The organism is Sphingomonas immobilis (genome assembly GCF_030580995.1).
Lineage (GTDB): Bacteria > Pseudomonadota > Alphaproteobacteria > Sphingomonadales > Sphingomonadaceae > Sphingomonas > Sphingomonas immobilis.
In genome coordinates this window covers 106,758-125,790 of record NZ_JAUQSZ010000009.1, presented here as the reverse complement: position 1 = coordinate 125,790, position 19,033 = coordinate 106,758, and the positions used below count along the sequence as shown (strand labels likewise).

Here is a 19,033-nt window from a genome sequence, read left to right as displayed (position 1 = left end):
CCTCCGCGTAGCGGCATGCGTTCGATATGTGGACGTCGTATGTCACGCGGTAGCTCGTACCGTGGTCCCGCCCGATGCATGGCTCTCGCCCAAGCGGAGACTGCCATGACGTTGACGATCTACGGTTCGATTAACACGCGCGCGTCGCGTTGCCTGTGGGCGGCCGAGGAACTGGGCGTCGTCTACGACTGGAAACCGCTCTCCACCAAGGACGGCAGCACGCGCGATCCGGCCTATCTGGCGATCAACCCATCGGGAAAGCTTCCGGCACTGACGGACGGCGACGTCGTGATGAGCGAATCGCTCGCGATGAACCTGTATATGGCGCAGACCTACGGAACGGGATCGCTGTGGCCGGCCGAACCCGCGCGCCAGGCGCGTGTGCTGCAATGGACGATGTGGCTCGCAACCGAGATGGAGCCGCACATCCTGCCGCTGTTCAAGCTGCTGGTGCTGACGCCCGCGTCCGAGCGCGATCCGGCCGCGATCGATGCGAAGCTGACGGCGGTGCAGCCGCTGTTCGCGTTGCTGGACACGGCCCTGGCGGGGCACGACTATCTGCTCGGGGATTTCACCGTCGCCGATATCAACCTCGCCGCGCCGCTCGCACTGTTTCGCAACGCGATGAAGGTCGACTTGTCGGCTTGGCCGCGGCTCGATGCGTGGATCGCGCGATGCTACGATCGCGCCGCCCGCCGCAAGATCGACGCGATCCCGCGCGGCTAGTTACTCGACGCCCTGTATCAGGAAGGCGCGGTAGCGCGAGCCGGCGAAGCGATGCTGCGCGGCTTCCTGATAGGCTGGGCTGTGATACCAGTTGCGTGCGGCGTCCATCGTGGGAAATTCGATAACGACGCAGCCCTCTATCGGATCGCCTTCAAGCATTTCGAACGCGCCGTAGCGAACCCGCGCCGTCATCTCGTGGCCGACGCGGGCGGCCGGCACCATCGACGCATAGATATCGAGTTCGGACTGATCGATGGTGCTTTCGCGCGTGAAGATGACATAAGCGGGCATGGTGGCTCCTTGTGTTGGAAGGTCGCCGTCGCGATCGTCGCGACGGCCGGTGGATCATGCGAATTCCGCGCGAATGGCGGATCCGTGCGCGTCGATCGCCGGAATCGCGCCGGTGCCCGGTGCTGCGCCGTCCCACTGCACGGGCGAGGCAGGCAGCGACACCGCGCCCGTCGGGCTGTCCGCCTCGATGCGGCGCAATTGCGGATGCCGCGACAGATCGGCAACTTCGTTGACCGATGCAAACGCGATGTTGGCTGTCGTAAGCACGGCGACCAGATCGGCATGCGACCGTTGCGCGAATGTCGCGGCGATCAGCGTATCGAGCGCCTCGCGATGCGCACAACGCTGGCTGTTTCCGTTGAAGCGCGCGTCCGCGGCAAGTCCGGGATTGTCCAGCACGCGCTCGCACAGCACCGCCCATTCGCGCTCGTTCTGGATCGCGATCACGATCTGGGGACCGTCGTTGGTCGGAAAGGCCCCATAAGGAGCGATCGACGGGTGCGCGAGCCCGGCGCGGGCCGGCGCGCGGCCGCCATAATCATGGTGGAGCAGCGGCACCGTCATCCAGTCGGCCAGCGTATCGAACAAGGAGACGGCGATCCCGCGGCCACGCCCGGTCCGCTCGCGCTCGAACAGCGCCTGGAGCACCGCGGCATGGGCGTTCATCCCGCATCCGATATCCGCCACCGACACGCCGACGCGGCCCGGCGCCTCGGGTGATCCGGTAATGGCCGCAAGCCCCGCTTCGCACTGGATGAGGAAATCATAGGCCTTCATCGCCGCGGCAGGACCGATTTCACCATAGCCCGAAATATCGACCGTGATGAGCCGGGGATGGCGTTCGCGCAACGCCGCAGACCCTATGCCTGCTCGCGCGGTGGCGCCGGGCGCCAGATTCTGCACGAACACGTCGGCGCGGGCCAGCAGACGGTCCAGCAGGGCCGCATCACCGGCCTGCTTGATATCGAGGACGAGCGATTCCTTGCCGCGGTTCAGCCAGGCGAAATAGGCACTCTCGCCGTGCGCGACCGAATCGTAACCGCGCGCGAAATCGCCTTCTGCGCGTTCGATCTTGATGACGCGCGCACCGGCCTCCGCCAGGCGTGCGGTGCAGAGCGGCGCTGCGACTGCCTGTTCCAGCGCCACCACCAGCAATCCGTCCAGAGCGGCCATCAAAAGCTCTTCGGCAGGCCAAGCGCGTGCGTTGCGACATGGCTGAGGATCAGGTTGGTCGAGATCGGCGCGACCTGATAGAGCCGCGTCTCGCGGAACTTGCGCTCGATGTCATATTCCTCGGCGAAACCGAAGCCGCCGTGCGTCTGCACACACATATCGGCGGCGTACCAGCTTGCCTCGGATGCCAGCATCTTCGCCATGTTCGCCTCCGTGCCGCAGGGTTGCTCCGCCTCGTACATCGCGGCGGCGCGATCGACCATCAGCGCGGCGGCGGACAATTGCACGTGCGCGCGCGCGATCGGGAACTGGATACCCTGATTCTCGCCGATCGCACGGCCGAAGACATTGCGTTCCTTGGCATAGGCGCTCGCCCGGTCGATGAAGAAGCGCCCGTCGCCGATACATTCGCTGGCGATCAGGATGCGTTCGGCATTCATGCCCGAGAGGATATAACGGAAGCCCTTGCCCTCTTCGCCGATGAGATTTTCCGCCGGCACGCGCAGATCGTCGAAGAACAGCTCGGTCGTCGCATGGTTGAGCATCGTGCGGATCGGCCGGATCGTCAGGCCGTTGCCGGCCGCGGCGCGCATATCGACGAGCAGCACGCTGATCCCGTCGGACGATTTGGCGCAATCCTCGCGCGCGGTGGTGCGAACCAGCAGCACCATCAGGTCGCTATGCTCGGCGCGGCTGATCCAGATCTTCTGGCCGTTGATCACGTAGTCGTCGCCGTCACGCCGCGCGAACGTGCGGATTCGGGTGGTGTCGGTGCCGCTGGTCGGCTCGGTCACGCCGAACGCCTGGAGCCTCAGCGCGCCGCTGGCGACCTGGGGCAGGTATTTCTCCTTCTGCGCCGCCGATCCGTGCTTCAGTACAGTGCCCATCGTGTACATCTGCGCATGGCATGCGCCGCCGTTGCAGCCCGAACGATGAACCTCTTCGAGAATCGCGGTCGCGGCGCGCAAGCCGAGCCCGGATCCGCCATATTCTTCCGGGATCAGCACCGAGAGAAAGCCCGCCTCGGTCAGCGCCTGTACGAATGCGGTCGGATATGCGCGCTCGCGGTCCAGCGCCTGCCAGTAGCTGCCGGGAAAGCCGGCACAAAGACGGCGGACGGCCTCACGGATCTCCGGAAAGCTCTCACCCTCGATATCGTTCACGCTGTTCTCCTGACTCATAGTGTCTCAGACGCTGCGCGTCGCGTCCTGTCCATCGCCGTAACGGCAACGAGTCATGCCGAATCTGCAATCCTTGGCATCAAATCGGCGGTCGCCGCGGCCCACCCATCGCCTGCTCATAGGCGGCCGCGACGTTCAGCAGCAGCGCTTCCTGGTGCCGGCGCGCAGCAAACTGGATCGACAGCGGCAGACCGTCCGGCGAGAGGCCCGCCATCATCGCCAGAGCCGGGTGGCCGGTCAGATTGAACGGCGCGCGCGCGTTCCGCATGTAGGTTCGCGCAATTTCCGCTGGATCGTCGATCCGGCATGCTGGCGTCATGCTGCTGGCGGTGAGCAGGATATCGACGCCGGCGAAGGTATCCTCGACATTGGCGAACAAGGCGGCCCGCAGCCGCAGCGCCGTGGCGAGCGCATCGGCGGACAGAAACGCGCCCGGCAGCAACGTGCGGCGCGTGATCGCGCAATAGTCGCCCGGCCGCGCCCGCATCCAGGCACGGTGAACGGCGAAACCTTCCGCCTGCATGACGGCGCGTGTCACGTCTGCAAAATCGTTCAGCGGCGCGAGGTCGATCGGAACGATCCTGGCGCCCAGCCTGGCCAGTACCGACACCGCCGCTTCGAACGCAGCCGCCACGGCGTCGTCGCAGGGCATGTCGCGCTCGTGGAAATGGCGGACCACACCGATGCGAACGTCCTCGATCTTGCCGGGCATGCCCGATCGTATCTTCTGCGCCGTCATCGCCGCGAACAACAGAGCGACGTCGTCGACGCAGCGCGCCAGCGGGCCGACATGATCGAGACTGGGCGCAAGCGGGAAAACCCCCTTGGTCGGCACAACGCCGCGGGTGGGCTTGAGACCGACGATTCCGCACGCGCTCGCCGGGTTGCGAACCGACCCGGCCGTATCCGTCCCGATCGCGCCCGGCAACAGCCCGCCCGCGACCGCGGTGCCGGCGCCCGACGAGGAACCGCCGGGGTGATGGGCGACGTTCCAGGGGTTGCGCGCGGGCGGAAAGGGAAGGTCGAACGCCGGTCCGCCGATCGCGAATTCATGCGTGGCGAGCTTGCCGGCGATGGTCGCGCCGGCCCTGCGCAAATGCGTGACGACGGCCGCGTCGAGCGTGGCAGGTGGCGCATGTTCGAGGATCGCGGAATGACAGGTCGTGGTAAAACCCGCCACGTCGATCACGTCCTTGATGCCGATCGGAATGCCGGTCAGCGGCGCGGGATCGCCATTGTGCGCGAACACGGCGTCGGCGGCGCGCGCGTCGGCGCGCAGGGCCTCGCGATCGAGCGCTATGAAAGCGTGAAGCGCGGGTTCGAGGCGGTCGATCCGGGCGATCAGCGCCTCGGTCAGATCGGTGGGACGCAGGCTGCCCGTGCGATAGGCTTTCGCAAGCCCGGCCACCCCGAGCCAGCAGGGGTCGCTCATGGCGCGAGGGGCGGCGGGGGCTCGGCCATCGCCGCCTCGAGCCGCGCGAGCGACGCGCCCAGCGTCAGCGCAGCACGCGCCGCGTCGTGAATCTCCTGGGGGCGTTCCCGCATCGCCGTCTCCAGCCCGATCGCACAGGCCCATGCCGCGATCGCGGCATCGTCGATCGCCGGGGGTGAATCAGGCACCGGGTGCCGCCAGGAAATCCGCGATCGTCTGGAACAGCCGGTGCCGTCCGTGCTGGAAATGCAGGAAATCGCCGCCGCCGGGCAGGATCACGAAGCTCTTGTCGTCCGTGGCGAGTTGCTCGAAGAAATCGGCGCGCGATACGCCGCCCTGCATGTAACTCGCCTTGGCCGCGTCGATTCCGTAGACCAGCAGCGTGGGACGCCGGATTTCCCCGGGCCGGATGGCGGTGACCGGCGTGGCGTTTTCCAGCCGGATGCCGTTGGGCGCGCGTGCGTCATGCGCGACGACATGCGTCGCCAGTGCCGCCCGCAAATCCGCGGCCGTGTGCTGCGGCTCGAATTTTTCGAGATAGAAGTCCGGTGAATTGATCCACCATCCGTCGCCGGGCCCCGGCGCCGGCAAGACGACATTGCCGCCGCCGCGCGCGGGATCGTACAGGATCAGCCGATCGACTGTGTCGCCATGCGTTTCGACATAGCGGCCGGCGATGCGGCCGCCCCAGGAGAAGCCGAGCAGATGCGGGCGATGATGGCCTTGGCCGATCGTCCACGCCATCACCGCGGCAAGGTCTTCGATCGCCGCTTCGGTGGTGACGCCGAAGGGATCGCCCGAGAGTGTGGAGGCACCGTACCCGCGAATCGCGAATGTGACCGCGGTGAAGCCCAGCGCGACGATCTGGTCCATCAGCGAATAATCGTCACCGCCGGGAAAGCTGAAGTCGAACATCGACTGGCCGGTAAGATTGGAACCCTGGACCAGGACTACCGCCCCCGCGCTTGCGCGCGACGGCGCTTTGACCCGAACCGACAGGTCGCCATCAGGGCCGGGGATCAGCAGATTTTGTATCGACATAAGGGCTCCGCAATCGGCCCATCCTAGAGAGTTTCGGCAGATGCAGAATTGTGGTTTTCCGCATCGTCCTATGACCGGACGGCAAGCGAGCGATCCTCGCCTTGCGGAAAAGTTTGACAAGTCGCCTTTGTTGGGAGTGAATGGTCGCGAAGGGCACGCAATGGAAATTCAGCAGCTTCGACACCTCATGGCCGCCGTAACGCACGGCAATCTGCTCAAGGCGGCCGAAGAAAGCTGCATTTCCCAATCCGGCCTCAGTCGCAGCATCAAGAGCCTGGAGGACCGGCTCGGCGTTCCGCTGCTCGATCGCAAACCGAAGGGCGTGGAGCCGACGGTCTACGGCCTGAGCGTGTTGCGCCGTGCGCAGGTGATCCTGAACGAGGTGCAGCGCTCGATCGAGGAATTGCGGGCGATCGAAGAGGCGCGCTTCGGTCATGTCACCATCGGCGTGACGCAGAATTACGCGAATTACGTCGTGCCGGAAATCCTGAGCGCGGTGCGGCGCGAGCGCCCGGCCTTGCGGCTCAAGGTGCTGACCGGCGGGTTCCTCGAACTGGTGACGATGATCAACACCGAGGCGATCGACTTCGGCTTCGGCATCATCGGATCGCTGATGCAGGACGATGGCGTCGTGGTGGAGCGGTTGCGCGCGCATCAGTCCAAGGTTTTCGTCCGGGTCGGGCACCCGTTGACCGAAAAGGAATCGGTGTCGGTCACCGATCTCGCAGAGGCAGACTGGATGATGCTGACGAGCAGCGCGGTCCAGCGGGCATTCGCCGCCTTTTTCGCGCGGCGCGGCCTGATGGCGCCGAGCCAGTCGCTGACCACCGATTCGCTTCATCTGATCCGCAGCTGTCTTCGCGACAGCGATGCGGTGACGATCCTGCCGGCCGAGGCGGCGGCGCGCGATGTCCGCGACGGGTTCATCGTCCAGCTCAATTGCGAAACGCCGGTCGAGGATTCGCAGATCGGCTTTTTCCACCGGCGGCACGGCGTGTTGACGCCGCAAGCGCAATTCCTGCTCGACCGTTTTCGCGCGGCGCTGGGCAAGACGCCGCCCGTGCGCAAGGCGCGCACCCTCACGCCGCGCAGCAGCGCGCCGGCCGCCGACACGTCAGGCCAATAGCCCAAGCGCACGATCGCTGGCCGCCGGTGCCCATTTGTCGCGCGGCGGCATCGGGCGGGTGGACCAGTGGGGATCGAGCGTGAAGCTGGAAACCTCGCGGCCTTCGACCAGCGCACCGCCGCCCGCGCCGCGCGAATAATCATAATAGAGCTTCAGGATTTCCTCACGGCTCCTTGCCTGTGCGGCGGGGTGTTCCAGACAGGCCGCACGCCAGGCCGCCACCCGCGCCAGTTCGGCCGGAATGGTGTAGTCGCAATAATATTCCAGGAACCACAACCGTTTGAACACGGGCGTGAAAACCGTCTCCGCCCAGCCGAAGCGATCGAACACGAAATCGCCGTGCGTGGCATAGTGGCGCAGGGCCGCGTCGATGCGGGCGAACTGCCCGTCCACGGCCAACCGCAGATGGCCGTCCTGTGCCCGGTCGCGGTTCCGCAGCAACGCATAGGCCGCGCCGGACAATGCGCCGTCGAGCGCGGCGATGATCGACTCCACGCCGTGTTCATACGGGTCGGCGCGGGCAACGGGCGGTTCGGGAAAGGTCTGCTCGAAGAAGCGCAGGATGACCGCGCTTTCCTTCAGCGTGCCGTGCGGCATGTCGAGCGCCGGAAGCGCGGTCGTGCCTCCGGTCTTGGCAAGCAGCCAGTCCGGCCGGGGCTTGGAAAGGTCGATCTCCACGTCGCGGCAGATATTCTCCAGGCCTTTCAGCGAAAGCAGGATCTCCACACGCTCCGAGAACGGGCAGCCGGGGAACTGATACAGCGTATAGACTGGTTCCGGCATGGCGGTCCCTGATCGTTGGATAACGGCTTCATGCTAAGGCTGCGGCAGGCGGCGGCAATCGCGCTTGCGGTCCACCGGGTTGCGCCAAGCGCAATCCGCCGCGCTTGGCGCGACACGCAAGATGCTATGCGTGACAGTCGCTTTTTTCCTGCCCGCCGCAACCTAGCGTGATCGTTTCGAAACAGGGAGCGATTGCGTGGATATCTTCATAGACGGGCCTGCAGGAAAGATCGACGTGCGGCACAAGAACCTGGAGGCCGGGCGGCCGCTGGTGATCCTGTGTCAGGGGGCCAACCTGTCGGGGCAGCTCGGCTATGATTTTCAGTTCGACGGCCGGTCGGATCATTCGATGATGGATGCCCTGGTCGCGCGCGGCTTCGCGGTCGTGACCTTTGCGGTGCGCGGCTATCGCAAGTCCGGCCTGTCGCACGATCCGCTCGATGTCGGCACCGAGCAGGCGATCGAGGATCTGACGGCGGTGTTCGATTGGGCGAAGGATCAGGGGTTTGCGCAACCGCATCTGCTCGGCTGGTCGTGGGGCGGGCGGATCGTCGGCCATTTCGCCGCGCGCCATCCCGAGCGGGTCGGGCGGCTGGTGCTGATGGATGCGGCGCTGGGCGGGGGGAATACGATTCCCTTCACGGAGGATTCGCCGTGGTGGCTGAACACCTACGACTATTTCTTCAACAAGCTCGAAGACGAGTTCACCGAACTCGCCGCGCGCGAGGCGCTGGCCCGCCAGGCCGAGGACGGCGAGCTGAAGGCACCGAACGGCATCCGCGTGGAGAACGAGCGCGGATCGGTACAGGTCGATGCGACCGCGCTCCGCAATCCGACGCTGATGCTGTACGGCCATGCGGCGGCCAAGCAGGATTACATGCAGGGCGGCGCGGTTCGGGAAGACTTCTTCCGCAAGCTCCCGCTGGAGGACAAGGCGCTGGTGATCGTGCCGGGCGGCGGCGACTATGCGCATCTCCAGCATCCGCGGCAGCGCATCTTCACCGTCATCGCTGATTTTCTGACGGTGTGAAACGCGCGCCGGAGCGCACCCGTCCGGTGCGCTCCGGCTGCCTTGTTCAGCGTGCCATGAACGCGGTGATGAAGTCCCGCGCCAGCTCCGGCTGCTCCAGCACGAGATAATGCCCGCAATCCTGGATGACGTGGCATTCGACACCGGGGATCATCTCGGCGATCTTCGACATGCCGAGGCCCGACTCACCGGGACGGAACGGGGTCATATTGTCCTCGGCGCCGGCGATCATCAGCGTGGGTGCTACGATCTTCGCTACGCAATCGGCCAGGTCGGTACGCTCGATCGTCTCGGTGCCTGCGATGAAGGCGGCTGGATCGGTCTTGGAAAAAGCCTCGCGCATCGCGTCGAGTTGGGCGTCCGCCTCGGGGCGTTCGTAATAGCTGCGCGCGAAACCGGCGACAGACGTGAGATCGCTGACCGCGCGCATGCCCGAATCGCGCGCCGCCTGTTTCCACGTCGATCGCATCAGACGCGCGGCCAGATCATAGCGCGCCATGAAGCAGGATAGAATCAGCCGATCGACCACCTCGGGGTGCCGCGCCGCGAGCGTGAGGCCGATCATCGCCCCAAACGACGTGCCGTGGATCGAAACCTTCTCGAAGCCGGCGGCGACGATGAATTCGTAGACGACCTCTGCCAGGCCTTCCATGCCGCCGGGGCGAGGTGCGCCGCGACTTTCGCCATAGCCCGGGAGATCGAAGTCGATCGTCTGGAAATGCTCCGCCATCAGCGGGGTCATCGCCGCGAAATTTTTGTGCCCGAATGCAGAGCCGTGGATCTGAAGGAGCGGTCGGCCCGTGCCGGTCGTCTTGTACCAGATCGTCTCACCGCCGGGCAGGGTAACGATGGTCATGGGATCAGTCTCCAGTCAGGTGGTGCGTAACAGCGCGAAGAGCGGGGCGAGGCTCGGCGCCTCGTCGAGCGTCCAGATGGCGGCGGCGATCTCTTCCGCCCGGCCATCCGGGATCACGCCGCGGCCATATTGCGCGAGCAGGTCGACCAGCATCTGGTCGGGCACGCGCGCGCCCGGCGTGCCGAGGAAGAAATCGACGTTGTGCGCCTCGTAAGAGCCATCGGTGAAGGTCACTTCGAGCGAGCAACCCTCGAACGTCTTGCGGCTGTCATCGGCAATCAGGTCGATGCGGTCGCGCAAGGCCAGGACGGCAGGATCGGTGTAGCAGGCGGGCGCGGTTTCGGCGGTGGTGAAATGGCCCCGCAGCCATGCCGCCGCGACGCAATGCCGCAGGTCGAAACACGCCTCGCTCTCGCTCGACGGTGCGCCGAACCGCGCACGGCGTTCGTCGGCGATCGACTGCACCAGCGGGTTCACCCGGAACGTCATGCGATCGACGATGCGGCCTGCGGCGCGGGGCAGGATCGCCAGCGCACATTCGACCGGCCCGTGCGTGATCGTCTCGGTCGGCACCACCTTGTACGTCTGCCCGAAGATCCGCCATTCCCGGCCGAGCGTGGCGAGCACGGTCTCGATCTTGGCCCGGTCCTCGTCGCAATGCGCCTGGAACATTCCGCGGTCCCCCTCGAACGCGGTTGCGGGCGCGGTGAACCCGCGTTCGGCCAGTTCGAAGGCGGCGACGCCCGAGCGGGCGGTCGCGCCGGTGATATAGGACAGGGTCATGCTGCCGACCGACGCATAGAGCCCGAACGCGGTACACATCGCCGCGCCCAGGGCATGCGTGGTCCGCTCCGCATCGATGCGGAGCAGCGCGCAGCACGCCGCAGCGGCACCGACACCGCCGGTCAGGCCCGCCGGCACCGCGCCGCGATAATAGGCGCTGGGCATCAAAATCGTCGCGACCGCGAGCTCGACCTCCAGCCCGATCGCCAGCGCATTCAGCAGGTCCGCGCCGGACGCGCCGCGCTGCTCCGCAACGGCTGCGACCGCCGGGAGAACCCCGGATACAGCGTGCATGAAGCAGGGAATAAAAGTGTCATGAAAGTCTAGAACCTCATAGAGCGCCCCATTGACGATCGCGGCCTGCTGCGGCGTCGTCTCAACGCCCGACCACAATATGTGCGCGCCGCCGCGGCCCTGCGTGTCCGCCGTTGCCCAATCGGCGAGAATGCCGATCGCGGGGTGCGTGGTCGCACCGACGCTGGCCTTGAGCTGATTCAGGAAAAGCCGCTTGGCCTCGTGGATCACCTCTGCGGGCAGACCGGCGTTGCGCTGCGAGACGATGAACGCGGCGAGCCGCTGTGCGACCGTCATGCGTTCGGGTCCAGCGTCACGCCCACCGCGACATCACCGTACATCCATTCCAACAGCGCCGGCTCGGCCTGGTGCAAGCCGCCGAGTGCCGTCAGCGCCTCATAGGCGGGAAAACCCCGCAGCCCCGCCAGCGTTGGCCTGCCGGCGTAGTTGAACGTACACAAGGTCGTCACCGGATAGGCGTGGACGGTGCTCACATGCTCGGCGAGATCCGGGACTGCGCCGAGCAACGGCCGCGCCGCGGCATCATTCTGCAGCGTCAGGTCAATCCACGCCTGATACTGGCGTTCGACCGGATGCGTCTTGATGGGATAGCCGGCGGCACGCTCGGCTTCCATGTCGGGTGCGTCGAGAAGGCTGAGGCGCACCCGCATGACGCCGGGCGCGGCGGCCCAGGCCTCGGCCAGCCTAGTCATCGTTGCCCGGAAAGACGCCTCGTCGCCGCGCTGGCGCACGAAGATTTCGTAGGTGGGATGCAGCGGTGTGCCCTGGGGTGTCGCTTCGCCCGTATCGTCCCGAAAGGTTCGAGCGTTGGCGCCGACGGCCTTGTAGGTGGTCGATTGATCGACGATCAGGTCGATATCGCCGAGAATCAGTGCTTTCGCCTCCGGCCCGGGCGATGCGCCGAACGCATCGAGCGCGGCTTCGTCGGCGTAGCGAACGTCCGATGTCCACATCAACTGCTCGTCCTGCGGGCAGGCGAGGAGGATGCCGTCGAGCGGCGCGAAAAGATCGGCGCGAACTGGATCATACTGGAAGTGACGATAATCCCAGATGCCGGCGCGGCGCGCGATCGCGGGGCTGTGAACGTCACGCCAGTAGCGGCGGACTGCGGCCAACGGCAGCCCCGCCTTCTTCCATCCCGCTGTCACGCGAGCGATCTGCGCGGTATTCTCGGTTTGCAGGAGGGCGTTCATGGTCAACAGCTCCGACAGGGTGGATCGATCCGGGCTAAACCGCAGATCGACCGCGATCGAATGAGCAAATGTCGAGATGCGTTGCGTTTCCGGCCGGTCGTGCGGTTACCGGACAGCTCGTCACATCGGCGCAAGGATCGGCTCAAGCGGCGCGGTGATGACCGTCTTGCCGGTGAAATCGGCCACGACGCGAGAGGCAAGGCTATTTTCGGGCGGCCGCAGCCAAAGCGTCGACCTTGCGCCGTGCGGGGCGATTGCGGCACCGTTCGGTCCACGCTTTGATGTTCGGCAATTCATCGAGCGTCAGGCCGAAGCGATCGGTAATGGTCAGCGTCTGGACGACTAGGTTGATGTCGGCGAGCGTGAAGTCGCCGAGCACATACTCCTGACCGGCGAGCGCCCGTTCGAGCTCGCCGAATTTCGGCATCATCTCGCCCAGCAGCCGATCGACGAAAGCCTGATCCCGCTGTTCCTCCGATTTCATCACGAGATGCGGGAAGATCGCGCCGATATAATATTCGATCTCGGTCGCCGACCAGAAGGTCCATTGCAGGATCCTGGCCTGGACTGCCCGATCGTCGGGCCATAGCGAGGCCTGCCCGTAATGCTGCGCGATATAGAGGTTGATCGCGGTCGATTCGGTCATGACGACGGCATCGTCGGTCATCGCGGGGATTTTGCCGGAAGGATTGATGGCGAGATATTCGGACGATCGATTGGCCCCGTCGAGGGTGCTGATCGGCACCCATTGATAGGGCTGGCCGGTTTCCTCGATTGTCCACAAACACCGCGATGCGCGCGACCCTATGCTGCCGAAGATAGTGATCGTCACGTTGTGCCCTCCAGATGGCATGTGGGAGCCTCGGCATTCCTGAGTGTGGAAGCGTCCGAGTTCTCGTCCGTGGACGATACGCACGATGCCGGTCTGGCTTGCGAGCCGGGACGCAAGACCGTCCACATCGCGGACGGTAAGGGTAAAGGAACGGCAGCGATATCGCAGCGGGACCGTTCGCGATGCTGCGTGCGGTGAAGCGCCATCTCAGGCGAGCGTTTGAGCTGGTGCACCCGACTGGATTCGAACCAGTGGCCTCTGCCTTCGGAGGGCAGCGCTCTATCCAGCTGAGCTACGGGTGCCTGGGGACGAGCGCGTAGCAAAGCCGCCGGGGTTTCGCCAGCCGTTAGTTGGCGGGCGTCTTCGGCGGCGGGGTCTTGGGCTTGTAGGCGCAGAGATCGGCGACGATGCAGCGCCAGCATTCGGGCTTCCTGGCCTTGCAGACGTAGCGGCCGTGGAGGATCAGCCAGTGGTGGGCGTGCAGGCGGAAGGGCTGGGGCGTCGCCTTGTCGAGCTTGAGCTCCACCGCCAGCGGGGTCTTGCCGCGCGCCAGGCCGGTGCGGTTGCCGACGCGGAAGATGTGCGTGTCGACGGCAAAGGTCTCCGCGCCGAAGGCCACGTTCATCACCACGTTGGCGGTCTTGCGGCCGACGCCGGGGAGCGTCTCGAGCGCGTCGCGGTCGGCCGGAACTTCGCCGCCGAAATCGGTGATCAGTTTCTCGGACAGGGCGATGACGTTCTTGGCCTTGGTGTTGAACAGGCCGATCGTCTTGATGTGCGCCTTCAGCCCATCCTCGCCGAGCGCGACCATCTGCTGCGGCGTCTTTACCTCCGCGAACAGCGCCCGCGTCGCCTTGTTGACGCCGATGTCGGTCGCCTGCGCCGACAGCGCGACCGCGACGACGAGCTGGAAGGGATTGCCCGCCTCCAGCTCCGTTTCCGGGTGCGGATTGTCGGCGGCAAGCCGGCTGTAGAACTCTACGACATCGGCCTTCTTCAAACGCCCAGCACCTCCGCCATCGAGTAGCTGCCGGCGGGCTTGCCTGCGAGCCACAGCGCCGCCGTCACCGCGCCGCGCGCGAAGATCGCGCGATTCTCGGCGCGGTGGCCGATCTCGACGCGCTCGCCCTCGCTGGCGAACACGACGAGGTGATCGCCCGCCACCGATCCGCCGCGCATCGAAGCCATGCCGATCGTCCCCTCCGAACGCGCGCCGGTGAGGCCCGCGCGGTCGGCGACCTTGGCCTCGGCCAGTGTCGTGCCGCGCCCAGCGGCCGCCGCCTCGCCGAGCAGCAGCGCGGTGCCCGAGGGCGCGTCAACCTTGTGGCGATGATGCATTTCGAGGATCTCGATATCCCATTCGGGGCCGAGCCGCTCCGCCGCTTCCTGTACGAGCTTGGCGAGCAAGGTGACGCCGAGCGAGACGTTGCCCGTCTGCAGCACCGCGATCTCGGCCGCCGCATCGCGCACGAGCGCAAGGTGCGAAGGCGCGAGGCCGGTCGTGCCGATCAGGATCGGCGTGCCGGTGTCGCGTGCGGCGGCGAGGTTGGCGGCGAGCGCGCCGGGCGTCGAGAAATCGACCAGCACGTCCGACGCGGCGGCGAGCGCGTGGGGATCGCCGCCCGCGTCGATGCCGCCCGCCACCGTGCCGCCGAGATCGGCGACGACGCCGGCGATCGCCTGCCCCATCTTGCCCGCGCTGCCCAGGATTCCGATCGCCGTCATCGCTTCACCACTCCCGCCGGTTTGCGGGAGCGCGCATGGCAGAAAGCGGCGCGGCGGGACAGGGGCGGCGCGCTTTTTTCGGGCGCGGGGCCGGCGGAAGCACGCGCGCGAAAGTTTACGAAATTTACGCTACGTCCCCGCTTGTTCGCATTCCTCGCCGGGGAAATCGCGGCAGTCGGGAGGATCGTGGCAGGGTGGTTGCGGCGGCGCATCGGGCGTCCATGACGGAAATGCGGACTGTAGGACAGTAACCGCCCATGGCGGAGGCGGCGGGCATCGGTTAAGCCTGTCTCATGCCCGCCCCCTGCAACATCGTCATCCTCACCGGCGCAGGGATCTCCGCCGAGAGCGGGCTCGCGACCTTCCGCGGGCCGGGCGGATTGTGGGAAGGGCACCGCGTCGAGGATGTCTGCACGCCCGAGGCGCTGGCTGCCGATGCCGAGCTGGTACACCGTTTCTATGATGCGCGACGGGCGGCGCTCGCGACGGTGGAGCCCAACGCGGCGCATCTCGCGCTGGCGCGGCTCGACCGCGAGTGGCGCGGCGAGCTGTTGATCGTCACGCAGAATGTCGACGACCTGCACGAGCGGGCCGGGGCGAACCGCGTGCTGCACATGCACGGCGAATTGCTCTCGGCGCTGTGCGCGGGGTGCGGGGAGCGCGTCGAATGGGCGGGGCCGCTGCCGCCGGGCAGCGTGTGCGGGACGTGCATGTCGCCCGAGATGCGGCCCGACATCGTGTTCTTCGGCGAGATGCCGTATCAGATGGAGCGGATCGAGCGCGCGCTGGGGGAGGCCGATCTGTTCGTGTCGGTGGGCACCTCGGGCGCGGTCTATCCGGCGGCGGGGTTCGTGCAGGGCGCGCGCTATCACGGGGCGGATACGCTCGAGCTCAACCTCGAGGCGTCGGCGGGGAGCGCCTATTTCGCCGAGACGCGGCTGGGCCCGGCGAGCGTGCTGGTGCCGGCGTGGGTCGATGCGGTGCTAGATTAGCAGGAAGGCTAGCCCCGAGACGGTCGCGACCGACAGGATCGTCGTGATGAGGATCGTGCGCGCGGTGAGCGCCATGTCTCGGCCATAGAGCTGCGCGACCATGAACGGGCCGGTGCCGGTCGGCAGCGCCGCGAGCAGCAGCGCGGCCGCCGCCCAGGGCTTCGGCAGCGGGATCAGCATCAGCAGCGCAGCGGTAGCGAGCGGCTGCAGCGCGAGCTTGGCGATGGCGGTGAGCGCGAGCGGCAGCTTCGGCACGGCGGGGCGCGGGATCGCGAGGAACATGCCGATCGTCACCAGCGCGACCGGCGTCGCCGAGCCGCCGAGCAGCTTGAGGAAGCTCTGCGCGGCGTGGGGCATGGCGAGGCCGGTGAGGTTCCACGCGAGCCCGGCGAGCGGCGACAGGACGATGGGATTGCGCAGCACGCCCGCGCCGACGCGCAGCAGCGTGGCCGCAAAGCCGCTGCCGCGCCGCACGTCGGTCTCGACCAGGGCGATCGAGAAGGCGAAGATCAGGCACACCGTCAGGATCGAGGCGAGTACCGCCGCCGCCGTGCCCGCCGCGCCGAACAGCGTGCCGAGCAGGGGAATGCCCATGTACGCGGTGTTGGCATAGCTCGCGGCGAGCGACTGGATCGAGCGGTCGGCGAGGCCTCGCCCGTCGCCGGCCCGCGCCGGCAGCAGCATCGTCGCGAGGAAGGTGATCGCGATGCCGCCGAAGAACACGAGCGCGAAACGGCCCTGGCCGAGCACCGCCCAATCGGCCTCGGCGATGAAATCGAACAGCAGGGCGGGGAGCGCGACCCAGACGACATAGGCGTTGAGCAGGGCGACGCCGCCTCCGTCGATCTTGCGGATGCGCCCGAACAGCCAGCCGGCGGCGATGGTGAGGAAAACGGGCAGGACGGCGGAGAGGACGGTCACATCCTTCCCTCTAGGGCGTTCGCAGTGTCAGTCGAGCCCGGCGTGCGTGCGCAATGCGCAGCCGGGCGCGCGCTGGAGACAAGCCTCAATCGACCCAGTCGAGCCCGATCTCGCGGTAGACGTCGCGTTCGTCGTCCCAGCCGGGGCGGACCTTCACGTGCAAATAGAGGTGGACCGGGCGGCCGGTGATCTCGGCGAGTTCGGCGCGGGCGCGGGCGCCGATCTCCTTGATGCGCGCGCCGCCCTTGCCGAGGACGATGGCGCGCTGCGTCGGGCGCTCGACCATGATCTGCTGGTGGATCTCGACCGATCCGTCCTCGCGCTCCTCGTATTTCTCGGTCTCGACGGCGGAGGCGTAGGGGAGTTCGGCGTGGAGCTGGAGGTAGAGCTGTTCGCGCGTCACCTCGGCGGCGAGCGCGCGTTCGGTCGCATCGGAGACCTGATCCTCGGGATAGTGCCAGGGGCCTTCGGGCATCGCCTTCGCGAAATGGCTTTTGAGCTCGGGCAGGCCGTCGCCGGTCTGCGCGCTGACAAAGAAGGTCTCGGCGAAGGGGGCGAGGCCGTTCAGGCGCTCGGCGTGGAGCAGCAGCTTCGCCTTGTCGGCGAGATCGACCTTGTTGAGGATGAGGTATTTGGGCTCGGGCCGGGTCGCGATGCTCTCGGCGATTTCGGTGACCTTCTCGCGCAGGCCCCCCTTGGCATCGACCACCAAAGCGAGGATGTCGGCGCCTTCGGTGCCGCCCCACGCCGCGCTCACCATCGCACGGTCGAGCCGGCGCTTGGGCTCGAAGATGCCGGGCGTGTCGACCAGCAGGATCTGCGCCTCGCCCTCGATGGCGACGCCGAGCAGGCGGGTGCGCGTGGTCTGCGCCTTGGGGCTGACGATCGCCACCTTCTGCCCGACGAGCGCATTGACGAGCGTGGACTTGCCGGCATTCGGCGCGCCGAGGACGGCGACGAGGCCGCAATGTTGGTTCATGCTTTCATTTCTTCTTCCGTTCGTCCTGAGCGAAGTCGAAGGGCGTGTACCGGAGCGGAGCGCGTGTGGCACGTGCTTCGACTGCGCTCAGCACGAACGGGGTGGGGGTTCATGCCTTTACCTTCGCCAGCAACGCCGCCGCCGCCGCCGTTTCCGCTTCCTGTTTGGAGGCTCCCTCCGCGCTCGCTTCCGCATAGTCGCCGAGCGCGACGCGGATCGTGAAGCGGGGGGCGTGATCGGGGCCGGAGCGGTCGAGGATGGTGTAGGCGGGCGGCTTGCGGCGGTTGGCGGCGGCCCATTCTAGCAATTCGGATTTGGGATGCTGCGGCGCCTTGCGCTGTTCGGTCACGCGCTGGCCCCAGCCCTTGCGGATCGCGGCGCGCGCGGGGGCGAGGCCGCCGTCGAGGTAGAGCGCGCCGATCAGCGCCTCCATCACGTCGCCGAGCACATTGTCGCTGTCGCTCGCGCCCGCATCGCGTGCCTGCTTGCCGAGGCGGAGATGCGCGGGCACGCCTAGGCTGCGCGCGACGTCGGCGCAGGTCGCGCCCGAGACGAGCATGTGCTGGCGCTTCGACAGCGCGCCTTCGGCCTCGTTCGGGAACAGTTCGAACAGCCATTCCGCCATGACGAGGCCGAGCACGCGGTCGCCGAGGAATTCGAGCCGCTCGTAATTGTCGGAGGCCTGGCTGCCGTGCGTCAGCGCGCGGTCGTAGGGCGCGAGATCGGCGGGCGCGTAGCCGAGGCTCGCCGCGATCCAGGCGGCGAGGGGGGCGTCGGTCATCAGAAGCCCTGGCCGATCCGGCTCCAGCGCGCGGCGGTGAACCACGTCCAGGGCAGGAACCAGCTCGCCGAACCGTCGGTCGACCAGAAACCGACCACCGCCTTGCCCTCGAGATTTTCGAGCGGAACCATACCGATCGGGCCGTTCTCCTCGGCGGGGAAGCGGCTGTCGCCGCTGTTGTCGCGGTTGTCGCCCATCAGGAAGACATGGCCGGCGGGCACGTCGTAGACACCGGTTTCGTCGCGGTCGGGCATCTCGCCACGATCGAGCACGTCGTAGCTGCGGCCGTTCGGCAGCGTCTCGCGGAAGCGCGGGTAGCGGCAGATCGCCCCGCCTTTCGCGTCGACGTCCTGGAACTCGCTGGGGCAGGCGCGCGCGTCGTAGTTAGGGGTGAGCGGCAGCGTGAAGTCGGCGACACGCTGCTTCGGCACGGCCTTGCCGTTGAGGATCACCTGGCCGTGGACCATCTGGATCTTGTCGCCGGGCAGGCCGATGACGCGCTTGATGTAATCCTGATCGTTGCCGGGCGGTGCCTTGAACACCACCACGTCGCCGCGCTCCGGGTTGCGGGCGAAGATGCGGCCGGGGATCAGCGGGATGCTGAACGGCAGCGAATGCTTCGAATAGCCGTAATTCCATTTCGAGATGAAGAGATAGTCGCCGATCAGCAGGCGCGGCATCATTGATTCGCTGGGGATCGAGAAGGGCGAGAAGATGAAGCTGCGGAAGATCAACACGACGATCGACAGCTTGAGCAGGAAGACGATCGTCTCGCGCGTTTCGGAGACCGGCTTTTTCGCCTTTTTCGGAAGGCTTTCGGCAGGGATTTCGGTGTCGGTCATCGCGGGCGGTTTGATCGTGCCCCGCCCTGTC

At 66.8% G+C, this 19,033-nt stretch carries 21 protein-coding genes and 1 tRNA gene; 4 read left to right on the top strand and 18 right to left on the bottom strand.

Features of this window, described 5'->3' with window-relative positions; all coding sequences use genetic code 11:
• The first annotated feature begins 105 nt into the window (after positions 1-105).
• The gene (locus Q5H94_RS13725; RefSeq protein WP_304561848.1) at positions 106-726 is read left to right on the top strand and encodes a glutathione S-transferase family protein; all 621 of its coding nucleotides are present in this window, start codon (positions 106-108) and stop codon (positions 724-726) included.
• Here the strand turns inward: Q5H94_RS13725 and Q5H94_RS13720 are convergent, their stop codons facing one another.
• The 6 genes from Q5H94_RS13720 to Q5H94_RS13695 all read right to left on the bottom strand — a co-directional run bounded on the left by Q5H94_RS13720 (position 727) and on the right by Q5H94_RS13695 (position 5,844).
• Positions 727-1,017: a DUF1330 domain-containing protein gene (locus Q5H94_RS13720; RefSeq protein WP_304561847.1), complete on the bottom strand. Its 291-nt coding sequence runs from the start codon at positions 1,015-1,017 to the stop codon at positions 727-729.
• A 54-nt stretch (positions 1,018-1,071) separates the two neighbouring features.
• A complete protein-coding gene (locus tag Q5H94_RS13715; protein ID WP_304561846.1) occupies positions 1,072-2,190 on the bottom strand; it encodes a CaiB/BaiF CoA transferase family protein in 1,119 nt (372 codons plus the stop codon).
• Positions 2,190-3,353, bottom strand: a complete 1,164-nt coding sequence (locus Q5H94_RS13710) for an acyl-CoA dehydrogenase family protein (RefSeq protein WP_431312171.1) — start codon at positions 3,351-3,353, stop codon at positions 2,190-2,192. The genes Q5H94_RS13715 and Q5H94_RS13710 overlap by 1 nt, the downstream gene beginning before the upstream one ends.
• A 97-nt stretch (positions 3,354-3,450) precedes the next feature.
• Positions 3,451-4,803, bottom strand: coding sequence for an amidase (locus Q5H94_RS13705; protein WP_304561844.1), 1,353 nt, complete (start codon positions 4,801-4,803; stop codon positions 3,451-3,453).
• Complete coding sequence (locus Q5H94_RS13700; protein WP_304561843.1) at positions 4,800-4,991, bottom strand: hypothetical protein; 192 nt, start codon at positions 4,989-4,991, stop codon at positions 4,800-4,802. The genes Q5H94_RS13705 and Q5H94_RS13700 overlap by 4 nt, the downstream gene beginning before the upstream one ends.
• The gene (locus tag Q5H94_RS13695) at positions 4,984-5,844 is read right to left on the bottom strand and encodes an alpha/beta hydrolase (RefSeq protein ID WP_304561842.1); all 861 of its coding nucleotides are present in this window, start codon (positions 5,842-5,844) and stop codon (positions 4,984-4,986) included. The genes Q5H94_RS13700 and Q5H94_RS13695 overlap by 8 nt, the downstream gene beginning before the upstream one ends.
• Before the next feature lie 160 nt (positions 5,845-6,004).
• Between Q5H94_RS13695 and Q5H94_RS13690 the strand changes: the two genes are divergently transcribed.
• Positions 6,005-6,970, top strand: coding sequence for a LysR family transcriptional regulator (locus Q5H94_RS13690; protein WP_304561841.1), 966 nt, complete (start codon positions 6,005-6,007; stop codon positions 6,968-6,970).
• Here Q5H94_RS13690 and Q5H94_RS13685 read toward each other — a convergent pair.
• Positions 6,959-7,753, bottom strand: coding sequence for a glutathione S-transferase family protein (locus Q5H94_RS13685; RefSeq protein WP_304561840.1), 795 nt, complete (start codon positions 7,751-7,753; stop codon positions 6,959-6,961). The genes Q5H94_RS13690 and Q5H94_RS13685 overlap by 12 nt on opposite strands.
• A gap of 196 nt (positions 7,754-7,949) precedes the next feature.
• Between Q5H94_RS13685 and Q5H94_RS13680 the strand changes: the two genes are divergently transcribed.
• Positions 7,950-8,783, top strand: coding sequence for an alpha/beta fold hydrolase (locus Q5H94_RS13680; RefSeq protein WP_304561839.1), 834 nt, complete (start codon positions 7,950-7,952; stop codon positions 8,781-8,783).
• A 46-nt stretch (positions 8,784-8,829) separates the two neighbouring features.
• Here Q5H94_RS13680 and Q5H94_RS13675 read toward each other — a convergent pair whose 3' ends face one another.
• The 7 genes from Q5H94_RS13675 to dapB all read right to left on the bottom strand — a co-directional run bounded on the left by Q5H94_RS13675 (position 8,830) and on the right by dapB (position 14,487).
• A complete protein-coding gene (locus tag Q5H94_RS13675) occupies positions 8,830-9,639 on the bottom strand; it encodes an alpha/beta fold hydrolase (RefSeq protein WP_304561838.1) in 810 nt (269 codons plus the stop codon).
• Between the two features lie 15 nt (positions 9,640-9,654).
• The gene (locus tag Q5H94_RS13670) at positions 9,655-11,013 is read right to left on the bottom strand and encodes an MmgE/PrpD family protein (protein ID WP_304561837.1); all 1,359 of its coding nucleotides are present in this window, start codon (positions 11,011-11,013) and stop codon (positions 9,655-9,657) included.
• The gene (locus Q5H94_RS13665) at positions 11,010-11,930 is read right to left on the bottom strand and encodes a hypothetical protein (protein ID WP_304561836.1); all 921 of its coding nucleotides are present in this window, start codon (positions 11,928-11,930) and stop codon (positions 11,010-11,012) included. Before Q5H94_RS13665 ends, Q5H94_RS13670 begins: the two co-directional genes overlap by 4 nt.
• A gap of 202 nt (positions 11,931-12,132) precedes the next feature.
• Positions 12,133-12,762, bottom strand: coding sequence for a glutathione S-transferase family protein (locus tag Q5H94_RS13660; protein ID WP_304561835.1), 630 nt, complete (start codon positions 12,760-12,762; stop codon positions 12,133-12,135).
• 225 nt (positions 12,763-12,987) lie between these two features.
• Positions 12,988-13,064, bottom strand: a tRNA-Arg gene (locus tag Q5H94_RS13655).
• Between the two features lie 44 nt (positions 13,065-13,108).
• Positions 13,109-13,762, bottom strand: coding sequence for an endonuclease III (nth, locus tag Q5H94_RS13650; protein ID WP_304561834.1), 654 nt, complete (start codon positions 13,760-13,762; stop codon positions 13,109-13,111).
• Positions 13,759-14,487, bottom strand: coding sequence for a 4-hydroxy-tetrahydrodipicolinate reductase (gene dapB / locus Q5H94_RS13645; RefSeq protein ID WP_304561833.1), 729 nt, complete (start codon positions 14,485-14,487; stop codon positions 13,759-13,761). Before dapB ends, nth begins: the two co-directional genes overlap by 4 nt.
• A gap of 293 nt (positions 14,488-14,780) precedes the next feature.
• Between dapB and Q5H94_RS13640 the strand changes: the two genes are divergently transcribed.
• Positions 14,781-15,479 carry an NAD-dependent deacylase gene (locus Q5H94_RS13640; protein ID WP_304561832.1) on the top strand — a complete coding sequence of 233 codons (699 nt, stop codon included), beginning with the start codon at positions 14,781-14,783 and terminating at the stop codon, positions 15,477-15,479.
• Here Q5H94_RS13640 and Q5H94_RS13635 read toward each other — a convergent pair.
• The 4 genes from Q5H94_RS13635 to lepB all read right to left on the bottom strand — a co-directional run bounded on the left by Q5H94_RS13635 (position 15,471) and on the right by lepB (position 19,002).
• The gene (locus Q5H94_RS13635) at positions 15,471-16,400 is read right to left on the bottom strand and encodes an AEC family transporter (RefSeq protein ID WP_304561831.1); all 930 of its coding nucleotides are present in this window, start codon (positions 16,398-16,400) and stop codon (positions 15,471-15,473) included. The genes Q5H94_RS13640 and Q5H94_RS13635 overlap by 9 nt on opposite strands.
• An 85-nt stretch (positions 16,401-16,485) precedes the next feature.
• Positions 16,486-17,379 (bottom strand): GTPase Era, encoded by an 894-nt coding sequence (gene era / locus Q5H94_RS13630; protein WP_304561830.1) that lies wholly within the window; start codon positions 17,377-17,379, stop codon positions 16,486-16,488.
• A gap of 109 nt (positions 17,380-17,488) precedes the next feature.
• Entirely contained in the window at positions 17,489-18,160 is a 672-nt protein-coding gene (gene rnc, locus Q5H94_RS13625) for a ribonuclease III (protein WP_304561829.1), read from the bottom strand.
• On the bottom strand, positions 18,160-19,002 hold the full coding sequence (gene lepB / locus Q5H94_RS13620; protein WP_304561828.1) for a signal peptidase I: 843 nt from the start codon (positions 19,000-19,002) through the stop codon (positions 18,160-18,162). Before lepB ends, rnc begins: the two co-directional genes overlap by 1 nt.
• Positions 19,003-19,033: the final 31 nt, after the last annotated feature.

What these genes read in the sequence shown, in the direction of transcription:
- Q5H94_RS13725 (WP_304561848.1), top strand. Translation starts at nt 106, where the DNA reads ATGACGTTGACGATCTACGGTTCGATTAACACGCGCGCGTCGCGTTGC.
- Q5H94_RS13720 (WP_304561847.1), bottom strand. Translation starts at nt 1,017, where the DNA reads ATGCCCGCTTATGTCATCTTCACGCGCGAAAGCACCATCGATCAGTCC.
- Q5H94_RS13715 (WP_304561846.1), bottom strand. Translation starts at nt 2,190, where the DNA reads ATGGCCGCTCTGGACGGATTGCTGGTGGTGGCGCTGGAACAGGCAGTC.
- Q5H94_RS13705 (WP_304561844.1), bottom strand. Translation starts at nt 4,803, where the DNA reads ATGAGCGACCCCTGCTGGCTCGGGGTGGCCGGGCTTGCGAAAGCCTAT.
- Q5H94_RS13695 (WP_304561842.1), bottom strand. Translation starts at nt 5,844, where the DNA reads ATGTCGATACAAAATCTGCTGATCCCCGGCCCTGATGGCGACCTGTCG.
- Q5H94_RS13690 (WP_304561841.1), top strand. Translation starts at nt 6,005, where the DNA reads ATGGAAATTCAGCAGCTTCGACACCTCATGGCCGCCGTAACGCACGGC.
- Q5H94_RS13685 (WP_304561840.1), bottom strand. Translation starts at nt 7,753, where the DNA reads ATGCCGGAACCAGTCTATACGCTGTATCAGTTCCCCGGCTGCCCGTTC.
- Q5H94_RS13675 (WP_304561838.1), bottom strand. Translation starts at nt 9,639, where the DNA reads ATGACCATCGTTACCCTGCCCGGCGGTGAGACGATCTGGTACAAGACG.
- Q5H94_RS13670 (WP_304561837.1), bottom strand. Translation starts at nt 11,013, where the DNA reads ATGACGGTCGCACAGCGGCTCGCCGCGTTCATCGTCTCGCAGCGCAAC.
- Q5H94_RS13665 (WP_304561836.1), bottom strand. Translation starts at nt 11,930, where the DNA reads ATGAACGCCCTCCTGCAAACCGAGAATACCGCGCAGATCGCTCGCGTG.
- dapB (WP_304561833.1), bottom strand. Translation starts at nt 14,487, where the DNA reads ATGACGGCGATCGGAATCCTGGGCAGCGCGGGCAAGATGGGGCAGGCG.
- Q5H94_RS13640 (WP_304561832.1), top strand. Translation starts at nt 14,781, where the DNA reads ATGCCCGCCCCCTGCAACATCGTCATCCTCACCGGCGCAGGGATCTCC.
- era (WP_304561830.1), bottom strand. Translation starts at nt 17,379, where the DNA reads ATGAACCAACATTGCGGCCTCGTCGCCGTCCTCGGCGCGCCGAATGCC.
- rnc (WP_304561829.1), bottom strand. Translation starts at nt 18,160, where the DNA reads ATGACCGACGCCCCCCTCGCCGCCTGGATCGCGGCGAGCCTCGGCTAC.
- lepB (WP_304561828.1), bottom strand. Translation starts at nt 19,002, where the DNA reads ATGACCGACACCGAAATCCCTGCCGAAAGCCTTCCGAAAAAGGCGAAA.